A 20,372-nucleotide genomic window follows, 5' to 3' on the forward strand; every position below is an offset into this window, starting at 1 on the left:
TAGGGCCGACGCGGCGCCACGGGAAGATCGCCGGCGCCGGGCCCCGAGACGCCGCTGGGGCGGCCACCGGAGAACCGGTGACCGCCCCAGCGGAGGGTGCTGCCTCGATCAGCTGGCGGAGATCTGACGCAGCACGTACTGCAGGATGCCGCCGTTGCGGTAGTAGTCCGCCTCGCCGGGAGTGTCGATGCGGACGTCCGCGTCGAACTCGACCTTGGCACCGTCCGCCTTGGTGGCGGTCACGTGCACGGTCTTCGGCGTCTGGCCCTCGTTCAGCGCGGTGATGCCCGCGACGTCGAAGGTCTCGGTGCCGTCCAGACCCAGCGAGTCGGCGGACTCGCCGGACGGGAACTGCAGCGGGAGGACGCCCATGCCGATGAGGTTGGAGCGGTGGATGCGCTCGAACGACTCGGTGATGACGGCCTTCACGCCCAGCAGCGCGGTGCCCTTGGCGGCCCAGTCGCGCGACGAGCCGGAGCCGTACTCCTTGCCGCCGAGCACCACCAGGGGGGTGCCGGCCTCGCGGTAGTTCTCGGCCGCATCGTAGACGTACGCCTGCGGTGCGCCCTCCTGGGTGAAGTCACGGGTGAAACCGCCCTCGACGCCGTCGAGCAGCTGGTTCTTGATCCGGATGTTCGCGAACGTGCCGCGGATCATCACCTCGTGGTTGCCGCGGCGGGAGCCGTAGGAGTTGAAGTCCTTGCGGTCCACGCCGTTGGCCAGCAGGTACTGGCCGGCCGGGGTGTCGGACTTGAACGAGCCCGCCGGGGAGATGTGGTCGGTGGTGACCGAGTCGCCCAGCTTCAGCAGGACGCGGGCGCCCTGGATGTCCTCGACCGCCTCCGGCTGCGCCTGCATGCCCTCGAAGTACGGGGGCTTGCGGACGTAGGTGGAGTCATCGGCCCACTCGAAGGTGGCGCCCGTGGGGGTCTCGAGGCTCTTCCAGCGCTCGTCGCCGTCGAAGACGCCCTCGTAGCCCTTCGCGAACATCTCCTTGTCGATCGACCGGCCGATCACGTCCTCGACCTCGGTCGGGGACGGCCAGATGTCGCGCAGGAAGACGTCGTTGCCGTCGGCGTCCTGGCCGAGGGCGTCGGTCTCGAAGTCGAAGTCCATGGTGCCGGCCAGGGCGTAGGCGATGACCAGCGGCGGGGACGCCAGATAGTTCATCTTCACGTCCGGGTTGATGCGCCCCTCGAAGTTGCGGTTGCCGGAGAGGACGGCGGTGGCCGCGAGGTCGTTGGCCTGGATGGCCTCTGAGATCTCCGCCTCGAGCGGGCCCGAGTTGCCGATGCACGTGGCGCAGCCGTAGCCGACGATGTAGAAGCCGAGCTTCTCCAGGTACGGGGTCAGGCCGGACTTCTCGTAGTAGTCGGTGACGACCTTCGAGCCCGGGGCGACGGAGGTCTTGACCCACGGCTTCGAGGTCAGGCCCTTCTCCGCGGCGTTGCGGGCCAGCAGCGCGGCGGCCAGCATCACGGACGGGTTGGACGTGTTGGTGCAGGACGTGATCGAGGCGATCGAGACCAGGCCGTGGTCGAGCGTGAACTCGCGCCCGTCCTCCATCTCCACGTCGACGGCCTTCGACGGACGGCCGATGCCCAGCTCGTCCGCCTCGCCGGCGGCGTAGTTGTGGATGTCCTTTCGGAACTGCTCCTTGGCGTCCGTCAGCTGGATGCGGTCCTGCGGGCGCTTCGGGCCGGAGATCGACGGCACGACCGTCGACAGGTCCAGCTCGAGGAACTCGGAGAAGCGCAGCTCGCGGGAGGGGTCGTGCCAGAGGCCCTGCTCCTTGGCGTACGCCTCGACGAGGGCGACGTTCTCCTCGGACCGGCCGGTGAGGCGCAGGTAGTCGAGGGTGACGTCGTCGATCGGGAACATGGCGGCCGTGGAGCCGAACTCCGGGCTCATGTTGCCGATGGTGGCGCGGTTGGCCAGCGGCACCTCGGCCACGCCCTCGCCGTAGAATTCCACGAACTTGCCGACGACGCCGTGCTTGCGCAGCATCTCGGTGATCGTCAGCACGACGTCGGTGGCGGTGGCGCCGGCGGGGATGGAGCCGGAGAGCTTGAATCCGACGACGCGCGGGATCAGCATGGAGACCGGCTGGCCGAGCATCGCGGCCTCGGCCTCGATGCCGCCGACGCCCCAGCCGAGCACACCCAGGCCGTTGACCATGGTGGTGTGCGAGTCGGTGCCGACGCAGGTGTCCGGGTAGGCCCGCAGCACGCCGTCGACCTCGCGGGTCATGACGGTGCGCGCCAGGTACTCGATGTTGACCTGGTGGACGATGCCGGTTCCCGGGGGGACCACCTTGAAGTCGTCGAAGGCCGTCTGGCCCCAGCGCAGGAACTGGTAGCGCTCACCGTTGCGCTCGTACTCGATCTCCATGTTGCGCTCGAGTGCGCCGGCGTTGCCGAACGCGTCGATCTGCACGGAGTGGTCGATGACCATCTCGGCCGGGGCCAGCGGGTTCACGCGCTTCGGGTCGCCGCCGAGCTCCTGGACGGCCTCGCGCATCGTGGCGAGATCGACGATGCACGGGACGCCGGTGAAGTCCTGCATGATGACGCGCGCAGGGGTGAACTGGATCTCGGTGGAGGGCTGGGCGTCCTTGTCCCAGCCGGCCAGGGCGCGGACGTGGTCCGCGGTGATGTTGGCACCGTCCTCGGTGCGCAGCAGGTTCTCCAACAGAACCTTCAGGCTGTACGGAAGGCTCTCGGCACCCTCGACGGCGTTCAGCCGGAAAATTTCATAGTCTTTGCCTTCGACGTTCAAGACGCCCTTGGCACCAAAGCTGTCCACATTGCTCATTGGGACTCCTCTCGCCAGATTTTCATCTTTGTTGCACGCTGGACCCGACGCCAGTTAGGCGTGCCTAACCGGCACAGATGGTAGTTCGCGGCAGAGCTGCGGCCATCCTATCCGCTCGGTGGATCGAAACCCACGGCGGTAGGGGCTCCCCCGCCTCCCCGGCGGCCGGGCGGAGGGTCCGGTGCGCCGGACGGGTGTCCGCCGTCACGCGGGCGTCACACGCCGGCCTCACTCGGCGGCGAAGTGGCCCACGACCTCCACGTGGTGGGTGTTCGGGTACAGGTCGAGGGCCCGGAGGCCCCGCAGCCGGTAGCCCTCGCGGGCGAGATAGGCGGCGTCGCGGGCGAACGAGGCGGGATCGCAGGAGACGTAGGCGACGCTCCGGGGGGCGGCCGCCGCGATCCGGCGCACGGCCTCCTTGCCCGCGCCGGCCCGGGGCGGATCCAGCACGACGGCGTCGAGCCCGCCGGCGTCGGGCAGCTCGGCGAGCGCGGGACCCAGCCGGCGCTCGACCCGGCCCTGCACGATGCGCGCCTGCGGATGGTCGTGGAGGTTGCGGCGGGCGTCCTTGCTGGTGCCGGGGGCGCCCTCGATCGACAGGACCGCGCCGGACGGGCCGACCAGCTCGGCGAGGGGCCGCGTGAACAGACCGGCCCCCGCGTACAGGTCGGCGACCCGGTGTCCCGGGGCGGCGGCGACGATGTCCAGCACGGCCTCCGTGAGCAGGGCCGGGGCACCGCGGTGGATCTGCCAGAATCCTTCCCCGGTGACCCGGTACTCGTAGGGGGCGCCGGGGGCAGCGACCTCAACCGTCTCGCGCAGCCAGGTCCGTCCCGAGACCCGCTGCAGGGCGCCGCGCCCGTCGGCGGCGGGCCCGTCGGCCTGGGCGAGCAGCGCCACGGAGGCGTCCGTTCCGAGGCCCTGCGCCACCCGCCTGGCCTGCCGCTGTGCCGCGGCCGGGGCCGTGCCCTCGGCCGGGACCAGCAGGACCAGCAGCTGCCCGCCGGCGGCAGGTGCTGCGACCTCGACGCGCTCGAAACCGCTCAGATCGACCTCCCAGAGCGCCGAGTCCTGGATCCCGGCCGTGGCCAGGGGCATCCCGGAGATCTCCACGAGCCGGTCGGAGCGGTGCGCGTGCATGGCCGGGCGGCCGGCGGCCGAGACCGCGAAGGCCATCCGGGTCCGCCACCCGAGGCCGTCGGCGTCCTCCCCCGGCACCGCCTCGACACCCTCGAAGCCCACGTCCGCCGCGTCGAGGCCGGCCGTCCGCGCCAGGTGCTCCGCCACGACGTCGGACTTCAGCCCGCGCTGCCGGGGCAGCACGATGTGGCCGAACTCGGCGCCGCCGGCCGGCAGGCGTCCGGCGGCATGCGCGGCCAGGGCGTCGGCCGGGGCCCAGACGTGCTCCCGCCGGTCGTCGGAGGCCTCCAGCACCTCCACGGCGTCGCCGCGCCAGAACCGTGCGGCGTCGTCGTGCTCCGTGAGGCGCACCCGCACCCGCTCGCCGGGCAGGGCGTGCCGCACGAAGACGACCCGGCCCTCGAGACGGGACACGAAGTGCCCGCCGTGGGCGACGGGGCCCACGGACAGTTCGACGACGGGGGCGGTGGGCGAATCGGTCACGGGCGGTCCTCAGCGGTGGTGGTGGGGGTGGGCGCGGGGCCGTCGGCGGGCGGCCCCGCGGCGTCGCGGTGGGTGCGGGCCCCGGAGGACGGCTCCGCGGCGGCGGGCTCGCCCTCCGGCGCTTCCGGGCCGAAGAGCGCGCGCCCGTGGGTGCGCTCGGAGAGCTGCCAGGGCACAGACGCGACGACGACGCCCGGCTCGAAGTGCAGGCGTGTCCGGACGCGCAGGGTGGTCTGGTTGTGGACGAGGTGCTCCCACCAGCGGCCCACCACGTACTCCGGGACGTAGACGACCACGAGGTCGCGGGGGGCGTCGCGCTTGATGCTCTTGATGTAGTCGAGCAGCGGGGAGGCGACCTCACGGTAGGGGGACGCGAGCACGGTCAGAGGCACGGGCAGCCGGAGGCGGTCCCAGTCCTCGACGATCCGCTCGGTGCGGTCCTCGTCGATGTCGACGGCGACCGCGTCGAGCTTCGACGGCCGGCTGGCGCGGGCGAAGGACAGTGCGCGGAGCACCGGCTTCTGGACGCTCGTGACCAGCACGAGCGCATGCACGCGGGCCGGGAGGGCCTTCGTCTCGGAGGCGAAGTCGACGGCGAGCTCGCGGTCCACCTCCTCGTAGTGCCGGTGGAGCGAGTACATGATCAGGTACAGGCAGGCGATGCCCAGCAGCGCCAGCCAGGCCCCGTGCACGAACTTGGTGACCAGGACGACGACGAGGACGGCCAGCGAGAGCAGGAAGCCCACGAGGTTCAGCAGGCGGGCGCGGACGATCCTGGCCCGGACCTGCCGGTCGGGGGTCTGGACGAACTTCCGCTTCCAGTGCTTGAGCATGCCGGCCTGGCTGAGCGTGAACGCCACGAACACGCCGACGACGTACATCTGGATCAGGGCCGGCAGGTGCGCGTCGAACAGCAGGACCAGCGCCATCGCCGCGGCGGCCAGCGCGATGATGCCGTTGCTGTAGCCGAGTCGATCGCCGCGCCGCCGGAGCTGGCGTGGCAGGTATCCGTCGGTCGCCAGGTGCGAGGCCAGGAACGGGAAGGACTTGAACGTCGAGACGCCCGCCGTCCACAGCACCCAGATGGTGACCAGGAGGATCAGGACGGCGCCGAGGCTGCCCGGCCCGAACACGGCGGAGGCCAACTGGCCCAGCACCGGGGCCTGGAAGTAGTCGGCGGGGATGGGCCCGCCGTCGAGCCGGAGGAACCGCTGCGGCTCCTCCACCATGCGCACCTGCGTCGCCTCAGCGAGGAAGATCGTCCCGAGGGTGAGGACCGCGGCGACGGCGCCGAGCCAGACGAGGATGGCGCCCGCGTTCCGGGCCCGGGGCGTGCGGAGCTGCTGGACGTTGCTGGTGGGGGCCTCGATGCCCGTCAGGGCCGCCGAGCCGGTGGAGAACGCCCGGAGCAGCAGCAGGGCGCCGAAGAACCCGGTGAGCCCGCCCTCGAAGCCCGCCTCCGGAACGATCGTGAAGTCGGCGCTGGGGGCCTCGCCCAGCTGGCCTGTCGCGGCCAGGACGGAGCCAGTGGCGAGCATGGCCAGCACCGCGCCGACGAAGAGGTAGGTGGGCAGGACCTGGACGATGCGGGAGCGCCCGAAGCCGCGCAGGCTCACGAAGGCGAGGAGCACCACGCCCCAGGCCGCGATCTCGGCCCGGTGGCCCTGCAGCGCCGGGAAGACGGCGACGAGGTAGTGCGCGGCCGACGACATGGAGACCGCCACGGTCAGAACGAAGTCGATCAGGAGCGCCGCGGCCGCCGTCGTGCCCGCCTTGGGGCCGAGATTGGTGCTGGCGATGACGTAGTCTCCGCCGCCGCCCGGGTACGCGCGGACCGACTGGCGGTAGGACGCGATGATCACGAACATCACGACCATCACGGCCAGCCCCACGTAGGGCGAGAAGTGGATCGCGCTCAGCCCCGCGATGGCGAGGGTCAGGAGGATCTCGTCGGGGGCGTAGGCCACCGAGGACAGGGCATTCGAGCTCAGCTTGCCGAGGGCCACCCACCGGCCGAGGGGCGCCACCTTGAGGCTCTCCGTCTGCATGGGACGGCCGACGAGGACCCGCTTGAGCGCTTCCAGGAACGTCAACACTTCGTCAAAGGTAGTCCCTCCCCCGCCCGGTGTCATGCCGCTCGCTGCGGCGGCGGCGCGGCGGGCGTGAAAGACTGGATCCGAGACGGCGGCCGAGGTGGCCGCCCACTACGGACGCGGAGGAAGTCGATGCCGCATTTCGTCATCATGGGGGCCGGGCGCGTGGGCGTCATGCTGGCCCACACCCTCGACGAGGCCGGCCACTCGGTGGCCATCATCGATCAGGACGAGCACGCCTTCCGGCGGCTCGCCAGCAGGTACGGCGGCAGGACGGTCACCGGGGTCGGATTCGACCGGGACACGCTGGAGCAGGCCGGCATCGCGGACGCCTATGCCTTCGCGGCGGTCTCCAGCGGCGACAACTCGAACATCCTGTCCACCCGGGTGGCTCGCGAGACCTACAACGTGCCGCACGTCGTGGCCCGCATCTACGACCCGGGCCGCGCGGAGATCTACCAGCGCCTGGGCATCCCGACGGTCGCCGCCGTCCGCTGGAGCGCCGACCAGGTGCTGCGCCGGATCCTGCCCGAGACCGGCGTGCAGGGGGACTTCCGCGAGGCCTCCGGCCGGCTGGTGCTCGGCGAGGTCGACGTGCACCGCCAGTGGTACGGGCGGCTCGTCACCGACATCGAGGCCGCGTCGGGGGTCCGCGTGGCCTACCTGACGCGCTTCGGCCAGGGCATCCTGCCCGCGGCCGGCACCCGCCTGCAGGACGGCGACATCCTCCACGCGATGATGCACGTGGACGCCACCGGCGAGGTGGACCGCGTGCTGTCGAAGCCGCCGGCCAAGGCGGCGGCCGCGGCGGAGGGCAACATCGACGAGACCAGCACGGAGGAGCAGGCATGAAGGTCGTCATCGCCGGGGCGGGCAGCGTGGGCGCCTCCATCGCCCGGGAGCTCCTCTCGCATGGGCACGAGGTGCTGCTCATCGACGAGAAGCCGGAGGTCCGGGTGCGCAGCGAGCTCGAGGGCGTCAGCTGGTTCTTCGGCGACGCGTGCGAGCTGACGACCCTGCAGGAGGCGGGGCTCGGCGATGCGGACGTGGTGGTCTCGGCGACGGGCGACGACAAGGTCAACCTGGTGGTCTCCCTGCTGGCCAAGAGCGAGTTCGGGATCCGCCGGACCGTCGGCCGGGTGAACAACCCGAAGAACGACTGGATGTTCGACGACTCGTGGGGCGTCGATGTCGCGGTGAACACGCCGCGCCTGATGACGGCGCTCGTCGAGGAGGCGGTGGAGATCGGCGACGTGGTCCGGCTGCTGACGCTGCGGACCGGCGAGACGTCGATGGTCGAGTTCACGATGCCGCAGGACTCGCCGCTCGTCGGCCGGACGCTGGGATCGCTGCGGCTCCCCGAGGAGTGCGCCGTGGTGGCGCTGCTGCGCGACGAGAGCCCGCTGATCCCCAGCCCGGACGACGTCCTCGAGGGCGGCGACGAGGTCTTCTTCATCACCGCGATCTCCGCGGAGCCGGAGCTGCGGCGCTCCCTGCGCAGCGGCGAGTAGCCCGACGGCGGGCCCGTCCGTCACGGCGGGCCGGGAACCACGGCCCGGCCGTCGTCCGGGCGGACCGCGGCCGCAGCCGGCCGGACTCAGCCCGCCCGGTCGGCTCCGGGGCGCCGCGACGGACGGGACAGGGTCCACGCGAGCCAGAGGCCCATGGCGTAGAGCGGCACGCCCATGATCAGGCGGGCCGAGCCGAGCGCGGTGAGGGCGCCGGCGTCGGACTCCGCCGCGACGTAGAGCGGGATCTGGACGACCATGCGGGCAGCGAAGACCGCCACGATCGTCCACGTGGCGGCGGCGTAGCGCCGCAGCCGGGCCGGGTCGCGGCGCCACCCCGTCCCCTCGCCGCGGATGTAGCCGAAGACGACGCCCATCAGGGGCCACCGCAGCATGATCGAGAGGACCAGCGCCGCCCCGTACACGGCGTTGGTGATGAAACCCGGGACGTAGTATCCGCGGGCCTCCCCCGTGGTGCCGGAGAACAAGGCGCAGACGACGACGCCGACGAGACCCGCCAGCGCCTGCGTGAGCGGTTGCCGCTGGACGAGGCGGAGGAGAGTGAAGGCGACCGCCGATGCCAGTGCGGCGATCAGCGCCGGAGCGAGGGCCTGCCAGACGGTGAAGACGACGATGAAGACGGACCCGGGCACGAGGGCCTCCGCGAGACCGCGCCAACCGCCGATGGTCGCCAGCACGTCGACCTCGCCGTTGTCCTTGTGCCGGACCGACGAGCTCTCGGCGACCTGGCGCGCGACGGACTCGGCGGTGGCCCTGGCTCGCGGGCGCTGGTCCTCCGGCTCGTCGGACGGGCCGGGCTGGTGGGATGTCGACTGCACGTCGCTCGCCTCCTGGTCTTGGCGCTCCCCGCTCAGGCGGGGAGCTCGGTCCCGACGAGCTCGCGGTGCGAGGCCAGGATCTCGTAGTGGGGGTCGTACATGGTCGGCACGCCCTTGACCGTGGAGACCGCCCCGCGGACACGGACCCAGGCCCCGGGGACGATGCCCGGCACCCTCGAGCGGCCGTGCCAGACGAGGTCGAGCCGGGGCGCGGCGGCGCGCCGGCCACCGGGCGCAGCCGGCCGGTCCACCAGGCTGGCCTGGAAGCGCGGCGGCCCGGATGACTGCGGATAGCGGACGAACTCGACGAAGCCGCCCGTGGTCAGACGGCCCCGCTCGGGCAGATCGGCGATCGTCACGCAGGCGGTACCCGCGGGGCGACTCGAGGCGGGCACGACGTCCTCCTAGCCGATCTGCGTGGTCTCGGGACCGCGCTCGGGCGGCTCGGGGCCGTCGCCGTCGCGGGAACCCGTGGCTCCGGCCTCCTCGGCCGGCCCCGCGCCCTCCGAGGGCTGGCGGGCCACGGCGCCCTCGGGCACCTTCAGGGGAAGCAGCTCCGACGGCGGCATGGGCTGGTCGCCGCGGATGACCACGGCCCGGGCCATGATCTCCTCGAGGGCCTGCGCCTTGGCGCGGTCGAGGGCGGCCGGGCCGCCGATGACGCCGCGCAGGAACCAGCGGCCGCCGTCGTACCCGAGGAAGCGGGCGACCATGAAGCCGGCCGTGCCGTCGGGGCGCTTCGCGGGAACCCGGGCGACGAGCTCCTCGCCGAACCGGCCGGAGACCTTGTCCACGCGGCCGCCCTGCTTCTCGATGCTGGCCGTGATCTGCTGCTGGATGCCGGGCCAGAGCTGCTCGGACTTGGGCGCGGCGAAGGTCTGCAGCTGCAGGCGGGAGCCGTCCAGCTCCAGGGCGACCGCGATGACGCGCTTCGTCTTGTCCTCGACCTCGAGCCGCAGCTGCATCCCCTCGACGGGCTCGATCAGCAGCGAGCCCAGGTCGATGTAGCCCCCGCGGTCGGTGAGCTCGTCGCCGTCGAACGGACCGGAGAGCCGCGCCGCGGACTCCTGGTCCGCGCCGTCGCTCCCCGCCTCCCGCTCGGCGTCGGCCTCGTCCGGCTCGGTGGTCTGGGCCGGTTCGGCGGCCTTCCTGCGTTTGAAGATCATGCCTCTCCTCGGGTTGCGGCGGCGAAGCCCCCGGTGGATCCGAAGCCGCCGGTGCCCCGCGCCGAGTCGGGCAGTTCGGGGACCGGCACGAACCGTGCCGTCTCCACGCGCTGGATCACCATCTGCGCGATCCGGTCGCCGCGGCGCAGCTGGATCGGCTCCGAGCGGTCGGTGTTCAGCAGGGTCACGGAGATCTCGCCCCGGTACCCGGCGTCCACGGTGCCGGGGGCGTTGACGATCGTCAGGCCGTGCTTCGTGGCCAGGCCGGACCGCGGGTGGATCAGCGCGACCGTGCCCGCAGGCAGGGCGATCGCCACGCCGGTCGGCACCAGGCGGCGCTCGCCCGGCTCGAGGGTCACGTCGACGCGCGCCCTGAGATCGGCTCCGGCATCGCCGGGATGTGCGTACGACGGCGGTTCGATGCCCTCGTCGAGCATCTTCAGTTCGACGTCGCAAGTAGTGGTCTGTTCGGCGGTCATGACCGCGCTGCTCCTGCCGTTGGGCTGGTTCGGGGACTCATATCACTCTAGCCACTTTCGCCGAGGACCCGCACTCCGGCGCCGCCCCGGCCCCGGTGAACCTAGACTGGACCCCATGGCAGATACCTCTCACACACCCGACGCGGACGTCGTCTACCGCGAATACCTCTGGCCCGCCTGGTGGATCTGGATCATCGTCCTCGGCGCCGGTGGCGCCGGGTACGCGATGCTCGCCCCCATCGGGGTCGGGGTCGGCGTGATCGCCGGCATCGTCGTGGCCGTCCTCGTGACCGTGGCCGTTCTGAACCACACGCTCGCGTCGGGCCGGATCGAGGTCACCCGCGACTCGCTGCGGGTCGGGCGCGCCCGGATCGAGCGCGAGCACGTCGGCGAGGTCGCCGCGTTCCGCGGCGAGGACGCCACCCAGCAGCGGGGTCCGGCCCTCAACGGGACCGCGTTCATGTGCTTCCGCGGATGGATCGACCCGGTGGTCACCATCGAGATCACCGACCCGGCGGACGCGACGCCCTACTGGATCACCAGCACGCGCCGCCCCGAGGAGCTGGCGGCCGTCCTGACCGGCGCCCGCGCCTAGCGGCCCCTCCCCCGCCCGGCGACGCGGGACGCGAAACGACGGCGGCTCCCCACCGGACCCAGAAGGTCCGGTGGGGAGCCGCCGTCGCTCACCGCTGGCCGTGCGTGATGCGGCGCTGGATGATCAGCCTTCGCAGTCCTTGCAGTACAGCAGCCCGTCGCGCTGGACGGCGACCTGGGAGCGGTGCCGGACCAGGAAGCAGGAGTTGCAGGTGAACTCGTCGGACTGGGCCGGAAGGACGCGGACCATCAGCTCCTCGCCGGAGAGGTCGGCTCCCGGGAGCTCGTAGCTGTCCGCGGTCTCGGCCTCGTCCTCGTCGACGACGGCGGACTGCTTGTCGGAGCGCCGGTTCTTCAGCTCCTCGATCGAGTCTTCGCTGAGTTCATCTTCGTTCTTGCGCGGCGCGTCGTAATCGGTCGCCATGGTCTATGAATCACGCTCCGGTGCTAGCTGCTGTAGACGTTGTCCTCACGGGGTTGTCACCCGATGACGCACAGATTGTTCACCATCGGACCCGAAAACGCCAATCTTTCGCGCACAGCGATTCCGGCGGATGGAAGAACTCCGCCGCGCAGGGCGCGGCAGGCCGCGCCACACCCGCGCAAATCACGGGATTGCCGGGCCCTCGATGGCAGAGTTTGCACCAGGAAATCGACGGTGTGGAGGAATGGAATGCAGCAGCTCCGACTGGTGGGCGTCCACGAGGACGGCAGCCACGTGTTACTCGCTTCCGAGGGCGAGACCTTTCAACTGGCGATCGACGACGCGCTCCGTCAGGCCGTGACCCGCCCCTCCGCCCGTCCGGCCGGCGAGCGGGCCGCCGACGGCTCGGAGGGTCCCCGCACGCTCTCGCCCCGCGAGATCCAGGCCCGCATCCGCTCCGGCGCCTCCGCCGACGAGCTCGTCCGCGAGTCGGGGCTGCCGATGGACCACATCATGCGGTACGCGAGCCCAGTGCTCGCCGAACGCGAGTACATGGCCCAGCAGGCGCAGCGGATCGAGGTCTCCGGACCGCAGGGGCACGACGCCTACCGTTCGGCCTTCGGCGACGAGCCCGCCAATCTCGCCGAGATGGTCCAGGTCCGCCTGGAGAGCTTCGGCATCGACGTGGAGACGCTCGAGTGGGACGCGGCCCGCCGCTCCGACGGCGGGTGGAACGTGACGGCGGAGTTCGCCGCCCCCGCCGACGCCGAGCGGGTCTCGATCGGCGAGGAGCCGATCGCGCGCTGGCTCTTCCACCCGACCCGCAAGCTGCTCCAGAACAGCAACCGCTGGGCCCAGGTCCTCTCCGAGCTGGAGCCGCTCGACTCGCCCTTCGCCGCGCGTCGGCTCACCGCCGTGGCCGACCACCCGTTCGACGTCGAGGCGGCCGAGGACGAGGGGTCGCCGGCGTCGCCGGGCGAGGAGACCGACGAGTCGCGGGCCCAGGACGAGTTCCTCGAGATCCTGCGCGCCCGCCGCGGCCAGCGCCTCGGCGAGGACGAGGACGGCGACGACGAGCTGGCGCTCATGCTCAGCCAGGGCGTCCCGGCGGCCCATCCGCGGGACGAGGACTTCGCCGACGAGGCCGAGGCCCGGCGGCTCGGCTTCGCCGACGACGATACGGACCTCCCCCATCTGCACGACGGCGTGAGCACCGAGACCTCCGATGTCACCGTGGTCCCGAACCTCCGCACGCTCCGCTTCGCCGGGCGCGACGACGAGCCATCGGCCGACGCGTCGTCGGCCGGGCGGAAGCTCCCCACCGGCCGGAACCGCGCCGAGGAGAACCGCGGCGACGACACCGGGCAGGACGAGGCTGGCGGGAAGCGCCAGAAGCCCAAGCGCTCCTCCGTGCCGAGCTGGGACGAGATCGTCTTCGGCAAGAAGCACGACTAGCGCCCGCGCTGGCGCGGGCGCTACTTCGCCGGCCGCGCCAGCGTCAGGAGCGGGACCTCCCGCTCGGCGCGGGTGAGGCCGCCATGCTGCCCCACCATGTCGAAGGCGTGGGGGGCCACGCGCCGGCCGTCGTAGAGCGCCAGGTCCGCGTCGCGGGGCAGTACCAGGACGTCGCCGATCCTCTCTGCCACCCCTCCACGCAGGTCCGCCGGATCCCCGAGGAAGCCGGCGCCAATCGCCTCCTCGCGGCGCAGCACCCAGACCCGTCGGCCGAACTCGTCCCGCCATGCGTCGGCCGCGCGGTCCGCCGCGGCCGCGTCCCCCGAGGCGACGTGCAGCTGGACCGCCCGCGGTTCGCCGGCGGTCAGCTGGACCCCGTCCACGAGCCCGGGGACGAGGGAGTAGTCGATCCGGTTCTCCCGGGAGACGTCCACCATGCCGTGGTCGGCGGTGAGCAGGACCAGCGTCCCCGCGGGCAGCCGCTTCACGAGCGTCCGCAGCGCGAAGTCGATCTCCTCCAGCTGGTCGCGCCAGCGGCCCGAGTCCGCGCCGTGCCGATGGCCGGTCTTGTCCAGCTCGTTCAGGTACAGGTAGACCAGCGCGCGCTCGTGGCCGGACAGCTCTCGCTGCGCCGCCTGGACCCGCGCCTGGATGGTCTTCGCCCCGACGAACGCCCCGCCGCGCAGGGCGGCGCGGGTCAGCTGCGAGTCCGCGAACTCGGGCAGGCTGACGGTGGCGACGTGGAGAGTCCCGGCAGCTCGCTCCAGGACGGTCGGGACGGGCTGCCAGCCGACCGGGTCGAGGTCGGACGGCCAGTTGCCGAGCTGGTTGACCACGCGGCGACGGGCGGGGTCCACGACGTCGTACCCCACCACGCCGTGCGCGACGGGCGGGGCCCCCGTGCCGAACGACGCCAGCGAGGCGGCCGTCGTCGTCGGGAAGGCCGCGTCGAGGGCGCGGTTCGTACCGAGCACGGAGCGCAGGAACGGCGCATGACCCGCCGATTCCTTCAGCAGGCCCAGACCGAGCCCGTCCACCATGACCACGCAGACCCGCCTGGCCCGCGGCACGCCCAGCGAGTTCTCGAATCCGGGGACGCCGAGCGCGGCGGCCGCGCTCGGCAGCACGTGGCGCACGTGCGCACCGGCGTAGCGCGGCACCGGCGGCAGGTCGGCGCCCGTCACGGTGGCCGGCTCAGGCACGGCCGGCCAGTGCGGCCCCGGTGTGCAGTCGGCGCAGGGTCCGGGCGAAGCGGCGCGCGTTCTCCACGGCGAGCGGACCGTCCGCCTCGGCGCTGATGCGCAGGACCAGGTCCTCGCTCTGGAGGTTGCCGGTGTAGCCGTGATCGGCATCGCAGTGCGGGTCCTGGCACCCGGCCGGCACCAGGTCGGCGCGCAGGCTGCCCGTCCAGGCGATGGCCAGCGTCAGCTCGCGGGCCTGATCGCCCCGGCGGTACTCGTGCGGCTGCCGGAAGACGGAGTTGAGCATGACCGTGCCGAGCCGGACCAGCGGGACGGTCTCCGTGGAGGCCTGGGCCATCACATGGTTCCCGTGCTCGTCCAGCTGCTGGTCGTCGACGTGCACGATCACGAGGAACTCCCCCGTGACCACCAGGCCCGTGACGTGGCGGTGGACCTCGTCCTGGTCGAAGTGCGTCTCCACGTGGATGAAGTGGTCCTGCGGTTCCGCGCCGTCGAGGCCGTCGACGATGACGTCCTCCACGAGCTGCGGGTAGAAGCCGGAACGGGTCAGGTCGTCGCGCAGGGCGCTCAATGCGTCGGGGGTGCGGGAGAACATGGGCTCCAGTCTATCGAGTGACTCCCGGGCCGCATCCCCCGGGCCGCATCCCGGGGCGGCCCCGGGCCGTCGCCTGGGCGACGGGGCCGGTCACGACATAGCCGGTCACGACATGGCCCGCCGGGCGCTGTCCGTCCGCTCGGCCGGGTTGCCGACGCGCACGTCGACGGAGAGGACGGTCAGCCCGCACTCGGAGACCAGGACGGGGTTGGCCTCGAGGAGGGCGACCTCGGGGTGGTTGTCCTTCAGCGTCGCGACCCGGTTGAGCAGGTCCTCGAGCGCCCCCACATCGGCCGCGGGCAGCCCCTGGTAGCCGAACAGCCGCCGGGAGGCCCGGGGCGCCCGCACCAGCTCGGCCAGGTCCGTACTGCTCAGCGGCGGGATCCCGTGCGCCCAGTCGTCCAGCAGGTTCACCGCGTCGCCGGCGAGACCGTAGGAGACCAGGGGCCCCAGCAGCGGGTCCTCGAGGGCGCGGACCACGCACCCCTGGCCGGAGGGCGCCATGGACTGCAGCTCGAGGCCGACGGCACCGTAGGGCTCCAGGACGCGGCGCATGTCGCGGATGTTGCCGCGCAGGCTCGGCTCGTCGTAGATGTTCAGGCGGACGCCGCCCAGGTCCAGCCGGTGGCGCAGGTTCTCATCGGTGGTCTTCAGGGCCACCGGGTAGCCGATGCGGGCCGCCGCGGCCGCTGCCTCGTCCTCGTGCTCGAACGGCACCGACACCAGCACGTCGACGCCGTAGCAGGCCAGGAGCTCCGCCGCGTCGGCGGGAGCGAGGCGGAGCAGCTCCGCGTCGACGACTCCGCCGAGGTGCCCCTCGAGCAGCCGCTCGGCCCGTTCGACGTCGATCCCGGTCGGGGCCGCGAACTCGCCGAAGTCCCGGCGCCGCCAGCGCGCGTAGTCCACGACCTGGCCCAGCGCGCGGATGGTGTCCCCGGGACTGGAGAAGTAGGGCAGCGCCGGCTGCAGCGCGGGCCCGTCGGCGCTGTCCGCCGGTGCTGCTGCGCCGGCGGGCTCGTGCACGCCCTGCGGTGCGGCCCGGCCGGCCTGCCCCGCGAACGAGGCGATCACGGGTTTGCCCGCGGCCCGGCCGGCCTCGTGGAGCGCCGTCGCGAGGGACGGCACCGACAGCCCGCGGACCGGCAGCAGCGCGACGACGACGGCGTCGACGCGCTCGTCGGCGAGCGCCTCCCCCACCGCGCGGGCCAGCCGGGGCAGGGCCCGGGACTGGCCGTCGTCCAGCTGGAGGTCCCCGCGCGTCAGGGCCGGCTCGAGTCCGGCCTCCAGGGCGGTGTCGGCGACGATGCCGGCGAGAGCGGTCGAGTTGCAGAGCACGGCGAGGCGCCGACCGGCGGGCAGGGGCTGGGTCGCGACGATCTGGGCGACGTCCATCAGTTCCTCGTTGGTGCGCACCCGGATCACGCCGGACTGCCGGAGCATCGCGTCCACGGCGCCGAGCGGTGCCTGGGTGGTGCGCACCGCGTGACCCGGCGGGAGGCGGAGCCCCATGTGGTCGCTCTTGCCCACGATGACGGGCTTGCTGCGGGCCAGACGGCGGGCGATGCGGGAGAACTTGCGCGGGTTGCCGAAGCTCTCGAGGAACAGGCCGACGGCGCTCGTCGCCGGGTCGTCCTCCCAGAACTGCATCGCGTCGTTGCCGGAGACGTCCGCCCGGTTCCCGGCGGAGACGACGCTGGAGACGCCCAGTCCGCGGCGGCTGGCGGCGGAGAACATGACGATGCCCATCGCTGCGGACTGGGAGAACAGGCCGAGGGCGCCGTGCCGGGGCATGGCCGGGGCCACGGAGGCGTTGAGCCGCACCCGCGCGTCCGTGTTGATCAGACCGAGGGAGGCGGGGCCGACGAGCCGCATGCCGTTGCTCCGCGCCAGCCGCACGAGCTCACGCTGCCGCGCGGGGCCGGCCGCGTCGCCGTCGAACCCGCCGGTGACCACGAGGAGCCCCTTGACGCCCTTGGCCCCGCAGTCGGCGACGACGTCGAGCAGCGCCGCCTCGGGCACGGCGACCACTGCCAGGTCCACGGACCCGGGGACCTCGGCGAGGGTGCCGTAGGAGAGCCGGCCGGCGAGCTCGAGGGCGTCGGGGTTCACCGCGTAGACGGGCCCGGGGAAGCCGCCGTCCGTGAGGTTCTCGAGCAGCGTGTGGCCGACCGAGCCCCATTCCCGGCTCGCTCCGACCACCGCCACGGACGACGGCGCCAGGAGGCCGGCCACGCTGCGCGCCTCGGCGCGGTGCTCGCGCGCCTCCATCACGGCGCGGGACCGGTCGGTGGGGTCGATCGGGAATTCGAGCATGACGACGCCGTCGTCGAACCGGCGGGCGACCTCGTAGCCGGCCTCGGCGAAGACGCCGAGCATCTTGCGGTTCTCCGGCAGGACCTCGGCGCTGAAGCGGGCAATGCCGTTCTCCCGGGCGGCGGCGGCGAGGTGCTCGAGGAGGATGGAGCCCACGCCGCGGCCCTGGGCCTCGTCGGCGATGTTGAAGGCGACCTCGGCCTCGGCGGGGTCGTCGAGCCGGTCGTACCGCCCGACGCCGATGATCCGGCCGCCGCGCAGGACCACGAAGGCCACCCGGTCGCGGTGGTCCACCCGGGTGAAGCGCGCGAGCTCGCGGGGCGTCAGCTCCGACTTGTAGGTGAAGAAGCGCAGGTAGATCGACGTCTCCGACTGGGTCACGTGGAAGCGCTGCAGCTCCTCGGCGTCGGCGGGCGCGATCGGCCGCAGGTGCGCCGTGGTACCGTCCCGCAGGACGACATCGGCCTCCCAGTGGTCCGGATATTCGGCACTTCGGCTCGTCTCCGCCATAGGCTTAGCCTACGTCCCAAACCCGCCGACCCAAGGGGAACCGCTCACCAATGCCGCGTCGACAGAGTTCGATCCTGGACGAGGACTTCACCGAGAACATCGTCGACATCGATGTCACGTCCGAGATGGAGGAGTCCTTCCTCGAGTACGCGTACTCCGTCATCTACTCCCGTGCCCTGCCGGACGCCCGCGACGGGCTGAAGCCGGTCCAGCGGCGCATCCTCTACATGATGACGCAGATGGGCCTCCGCCCGGACAGGGGGCACGTCAAGAGCGCCCGCGTGGTCGGCGAGGTCATGGGCAAGCTGCACCCGCATGGCGACGGCGCCATCTACGACGCGATGGTGCGGCTGGCCCAGTCGTGGGCCATGCGCCTGCCCCTGGTGGACGGGCACGGCAACTTCGGCTCGCTCGACGACGGCCCGGCCGCCGCCCGCTACACCGAGGCGCGCATGGCCGCGCCGGCGCTCGCGATGACGGACAGCCTCGACGAGGACGTCGTCGACTTCGTCCCCAACTACGACAACCAGCTCCAGCAGCCGGACGTGCTCCCCGCCGCGTTCCCGAACCTGCTGGTCAACGGCACCACCGGCATCGCGGTCGGCATGGCGACCAACATGGCGCCGCACAACCTCGGCGAGGTCATCGCGGCCGCCCGCCACCTGATCGAGCACCCCGAGGCGGATCTGGCAGACCTGATGAAGTTCGTGCCGGGGCCGGACCTGCCCGGCGGCGGAACGATCGTGGGGCTCGACGGCGTCCGGGACGCGTACCGGACCGGGCGCGGCTCCTTCAAGACGCGGGCCAAGGTCGCCCTCGAGCAGATCTCCGCGCGAAAACAGGGCCTCGTCATCACGGAGCTGCCCTACATGGTGGGGCCGGAGAAGGTCATCGAGAAGATCAAGGACGCCGTGACGTCCAAGAAGCTCTCCGGCATCTCCGACGTCGTCGACCTCACCGACCGCAAGCACGGCCTGCGCCTCGTCGTCGAGCTGAAGAACGGCTTCAACCCCAACGCGGTCCTGCAGCAGCTCTACCGGCTGACGCCGATGGAGGACTCGTTCGGCATCAACAACGTCGCGCTCGTCGACGGCCAGCCGCGCACCATGGGGCTGGTCGAGCTGCTGCAGGTCTACGTCGGCCACCGGATCGACGTCGTCCGCCGGCGCACCGCCTACCGGCTGGGCCGCAAGCGCGACCGCCTCCACCTCGTCGAGGGTCTGATCATCGCGATCCTCGACATCGACGAGGTCATCCAGATCATCCGGACCTCGGACGAGACCGCCGCGGCCCGCGAGCGGCTGATGAAGATCTACGACCTCTCCGAGGTACAGGCCAACCACATCCTCGAGCTGCGCCTGCGCCAGCTGACCAAGTACTCGCAGGTCGAGCTGGAGGCCGAGCGCGACGAGCTCAAGCGGGCGATCGACGAGCTCCAGGCGATCCTGGACTCGGAGCAGCGGCTGCGGGACGCCGTCTCCGCGGAGCTGGCCGCGGTCGGGGAGCAGTTCGCGCAGCCGCGCCGCACCGTGCTCCTGGAGAAGGACGACGGCAAACCGCTCAAGGGCAGCGCGCTGCCCTCCCCCGAGCCGGCCGGCAAGGGTGCCAAGGCGGCGATGCCGCTCGAGATCGCCAACGACCCCTGCTTCGTGCTGCTCTCGGCCACCGGCCAGCTCGCCCGGACGGCGGACCGCACGCCGTTCGACCACTCCGGCACCCGCGTGAAGCACGACGTCGTGCGGTCCAGCGTCGCGGCCACCGCGCGGGGCGAGGTCGGTGCCCTGACCAGCACGGGCCGGCTCATCCGCCTCCAGGTGGTCGATATGCCCGTACTCCCCCAGGCCCCGGGGTTCCCGGCCCTGGCCCAGGGGGTCAAGGTCGGCGAGTTCGTCCAGCTCGCCCCGAAGGAGAGCGTCGTGGCGCTCGTGCCGATGAGCGAGGTCTTCGCGCTCGGCACCCGCAACGGCATCGTCAAGCGCGTCACGCCCGACTATCCCCTGAACCGCGACGACTTCGAGGCCGTCACGCTGAAGGCGGGCGATGCCGTCGTCGGCGCGGCCCCTGCAGGCGACGACGCCGAGCTCGTCTTCGTCACCGCCAAGGCGCAGCTGCTGCGCTTCCCCGCGTCCGCGGTGCGCCCGCAGGGTCGCACCGCGGGCGGCATGGCCGGCATCAAGCTCGGTGCCGGCGACGAGGTGGTCTCCTTCGGGGTCGCCGCCCCGGAGGATCCCGACGCCGTCGTCGTCACCGTCGCCACGGGCGACGACGTCCTGCCGGGGACCGAGGCCGGCACGGTCAAGATCACGGAGCTGGCCGAGTTCCCGGTCAAGGGCCGAGCGACGGCCGGCGTGCGCGCCCACCGGTTCCTGAAGGGCGAGGACCGCCTGATGCTCGCGTTCGCAGGGCACGGGCCCGCCCGGGCGTCGTCCCAGGCCGGCGTGGCCCGCTCGCTGCCGGTCGAGTTCGGACGGCGGGACGGGTCCGGTGCGCCACTCGCGCAGCGCGTCGACGTGCTCGGCGGGTCACTCGGCGCAGCGGGCACCAGCGGCAGCTCGGACGGCCCCGACGCCGCCGGAGCCGGGGCGGCGGCCGCAACCCCGCCCGCCGGCGCGTCGGGCTCCCCGTCGCCGGCCGCAGCCGCCGCGTCGGGGATGGCCGAGGGCCTCCCCGCCCCCGAGCCAGCGCGCGCGCCCCTCGCCGCCCCCGTGCAGGACTCGATCCCGTTCGGGGACCCCGGCGTGGTGGACGTCGACTGAC

16 protein-coding genes are annotated in these 20,372 nt (G+C 72.5%); 5 read left to right on the top strand and 11 right to left on the bottom strand.

Going from position 1 to position 20,372, the window contains the following annotated elements; genetic code table 11:
- Nucleotides 1-108: 108 nt before the first annotated feature.
- The 3 genes from acnA to ABD784_RS03120 all read right to left on the bottom strand — a co-directional run bounded on the left by acnA (nt 109) and on the right by ABD784_RS03120 (nt 6,533).
- A complete protein-coding gene (gene acnA / locus ABD784_RS03110) occupies nt 109-2,814 on the bottom strand; it encodes an aconitate hydratase AcnA (protein ID WP_344879765.1) in 2,706 nt (901 codons plus the stop codon).
- A gap of 228 nt (nt 2,815-3,042) precedes the next feature.
- Entirely contained in the window at nt 3,043-4,437 is a 1,395-nt protein-coding gene (locus ABD784_RS03115) for a class I SAM-dependent RNA methyltransferase (RefSeq protein WP_344879768.1), read from the bottom strand.
- On the bottom strand, nt 4,434-6,533 hold the full coding sequence (locus ABD784_RS03120; protein WP_344879771.1) for an APC family permease: 2,100 nt from the start codon (nt 6,531-6,533) through the stop codon (nt 4,434-4,436). Before ABD784_RS03120 ends, ABD784_RS03115 begins: the two co-directional genes overlap by 4 nt.
- A gap of 129 nt (nt 6,534-6,662) precedes the next feature.
- On the opposite strand from ABD784_RS03120, the gene ABD784_RS03125 reads away from it, so the two are divergent.
- Nucleotides 6,663-7,382, top strand: a complete 720-nt coding sequence (locus ABD784_RS03125; RefSeq protein WP_344879774.1) for a potassium channel family protein — start codon at nt 6,663-6,665, stop codon at nt 7,380-7,382.
- Complete coding sequence (locus ABD784_RS03130; RefSeq protein WP_344879777.1) at nt 7,379-8,041, top strand: potassium channel family protein; 663 nt, start codon at nt 7,379-7,381, stop codon at nt 8,039-8,041. Before ABD784_RS03125 ends, ABD784_RS03130 begins: the two co-directional genes overlap by 4 nt.
- Before the next feature lie 86 nt (nt 8,042-8,127).
- Here the strand turns inward: ABD784_RS03130 and ABD784_RS03135 are convergent, their stop codons facing one another.
- Genes ABD784_RS03135 through dut form a run of 4 tightly spaced genes read right to left on the bottom strand, consistent with a single transcriptional unit; the run spans nt 8,128 to nt 10,522 of the window.
- On the bottom strand, nt 8,128-8,877 hold the full coding sequence (locus ABD784_RS03135) for a DUF3159 domain-containing protein (RefSeq protein ID WP_344879780.1): 750 nt from the start codon (nt 8,875-8,877) through the stop codon (nt 8,128-8,130).
- A 32-nt stretch (nt 8,878-8,909) separates the two neighbouring features.
- Entirely contained in the window at nt 8,910-9,272 is a 363-nt protein-coding gene (locus ABD784_RS03140; protein WP_344879783.1) for a hypothetical protein, read from the bottom strand.
- Nucleotides 9,273-9,281: 9 nt separating this feature from the next.
- Nucleotides 9,282-10,043 (bottom strand): DUF3710 domain-containing protein, encoded by a 762-nt coding sequence (locus ABD784_RS03145; protein ID WP_344879786.1) that lies wholly within the window; start codon nt 10,041-10,043, stop codon nt 9,282-9,284.
- Nucleotides 10,040-10,522: a dUTP diphosphatase gene (dut, locus tag ABD784_RS03150; protein ID WP_344879789.1), complete on the bottom strand. Its 483-nt coding sequence runs from the start codon at nt 10,520-10,522 to the stop codon at nt 10,040-10,042. The genes ABD784_RS03145 and dut overlap by 4 nt, the downstream gene beginning before the upstream one ends.
- A 115-nt stretch (nt 10,523-10,637) precedes the next feature.
- On the opposite strand from dut, the gene ABD784_RS03155 reads away from it, so the two are divergent.
- Nucleotides 10,638-11,117, top strand: a complete 480-nt coding sequence (locus ABD784_RS03155; RefSeq protein WP_344879792.1) for a DUF3093 domain-containing protein — start codon at nt 10,638-10,640, stop codon at nt 11,115-11,117.
- 123 nt (nt 11,118-11,240) lie between these two features.
- On the opposite strand, the gene ABD784_RS03160 is transcribed toward ABD784_RS03155, so the two are convergent.
- Nucleotides 11,241-11,540, bottom strand: a complete 300-nt coding sequence (locus ABD784_RS03160) for a DUF4193 domain-containing protein (RefSeq protein WP_309079978.1) — start codon at nt 11,538-11,540, stop codon at nt 11,241-11,243.
- A 249-nt stretch (nt 11,541-11,789) separates the two neighbouring features.
- On the opposite strand from ABD784_RS03160, the gene sepH reads away from it, so the two are divergent.
- Nucleotides 11,790-12,995, top strand: a complete 1,206-nt coding sequence (sepH, locus tag ABD784_RS03165) for a septation protein SepH (RefSeq protein ID WP_344879795.1) — start codon at nt 11,790-11,792, stop codon at nt 12,993-12,995.
- 20 nt (nt 12,996-13,015) lie between these two features.
- Here the strand turns inward: sepH and ABD784_RS03170 are convergent, their stop codons facing one another.
- From ABD784_RS03170 to ABD784_RS03180, 3 genes are all read right to left on the bottom strand, one after another.
- Nucleotides 13,016-14,197: an alkaline phosphatase family protein gene (locus tag ABD784_RS03170; protein ID WP_344879798.1), complete on the bottom strand. Its 1,182-nt coding sequence runs from the start codon at nt 14,195-14,197 to the stop codon at nt 13,016-13,018.
- Complete coding sequence (locus tag ABD784_RS03175; protein ID WP_344879801.1) at nt 14,190-14,792, bottom strand: DUF5998 family protein; 603 nt, start codon at nt 14,790-14,792, stop codon at nt 14,190-14,192. Before ABD784_RS03175 ends, ABD784_RS03170 begins: the two co-directional genes overlap by 8 nt.
- 105 nt (nt 14,793-14,897) lie before the next feature.
- Nucleotides 14,898-17,615 (bottom strand): bifunctional acetate--CoA ligase family protein/GNAT family N-acetyltransferase, encoded by a 2,718-nt coding sequence (locus ABD784_RS03180; RefSeq protein ID WP_344879804.1) that lies wholly within the window; start codon nt 17,613-17,615, stop codon nt 14,898-14,900.
- Nucleotides 17,616-17,665: 50 nt separating this feature from the next.
- On the opposite strand from ABD784_RS03180, the gene ABD784_RS03185 reads away from it, so the two are divergent.
- Nucleotides 17,666-20,371, top strand: a complete 2,706-nt coding sequence (locus tag ABD784_RS03185; RefSeq protein ID WP_344879807.1) for a DNA gyrase/topoisomerase IV subunit A — start codon at nt 17,666-17,668, stop codon at nt 20,369-20,371.
- Nucleotide 20,372: the final 1 nt, after the last annotated feature.

The organism is Zhihengliuella alba (assembly GCF_039538765.1).
GTDB lineage: Bacteria > Actinomycetota > Actinomycetes > Actinomycetales > Micrococcaceae > Zhihengliuella > Zhihengliuella alba.

Excerpts from the sequence above, each read along its gene's own strand:
- ABD784_RS03130 (WP_344879777.1), top strand. The coding sequence starts at position 7,379 with ATGAAGGTCGTCATCGCCGGGGCGGGCAGCGTGGGCGCCTCCATCGCC.
- ABD784_RS03175 (WP_344879801.1), bottom strand. The coding sequence starts at position 14,792 with ATGTTCTCCCGCACCCCCGACGCATTGAGCGCCCTGCGCGACGACCTG.
- acnA (WP_344879765.1), bottom strand. The coding sequence starts at position 2,814 with ATGAGCAATGTGGACAGCTTTGGTGCCAAGGGCGTCTTGAACGTCGAA.
- ABD784_RS03180 (WP_344879804.1), bottom strand. The coding sequence starts at position 17,615 with ATGGCGGAGACGAGCCGAAGTGCCGAATATCCGGACCACTGGGAGGCC.
- ABD784_RS03145 (WP_344879786.1), bottom strand. The coding sequence starts at position 10,043 with ATGATCTTCAAACGCAGGAAGGCCGCCGAACCGGCCCAGACCACCGAG.
- ABD784_RS03125 (WP_344879774.1), top strand. The coding sequence starts at position 6,663 with ATGCCGCATTTCGTCATCATGGGGGCCGGGCGCGTGGGCGTCATGCTG.
- ABD784_RS03185 (WP_344879807.1), top strand. The coding sequence starts at position 17,666 with ATGCCGCGTCGACAGAGTTCGATCCTGGACGAGGACTTCACCGAGAAC.
- ABD784_RS03155 (WP_344879792.1), top strand. The coding sequence starts at position 10,638 with ATGGCAGATACCTCTCACACACCCGACGCGGACGTCGTCTACCGCGAA.
- dut (WP_344879789.1), bottom strand. The coding sequence starts at position 10,522 with ATGACCGCCGAACAGACCACTACTTGCGACGTCGAACTGAAGATGCTC.
- ABD784_RS03160 (WP_309079978.1), bottom strand. The coding sequence starts at position 11,540 with ATGGCGACCGATTACGACGCGCCGCGCAAGAACGAAGATGAACTCAGC.
- sepH (WP_344879795.1), top strand. The coding sequence starts at position 11,790 with ATGCAGCAGCTCCGACTGGTGGGCGTCCACGAGGACGGCAGCCACGTG.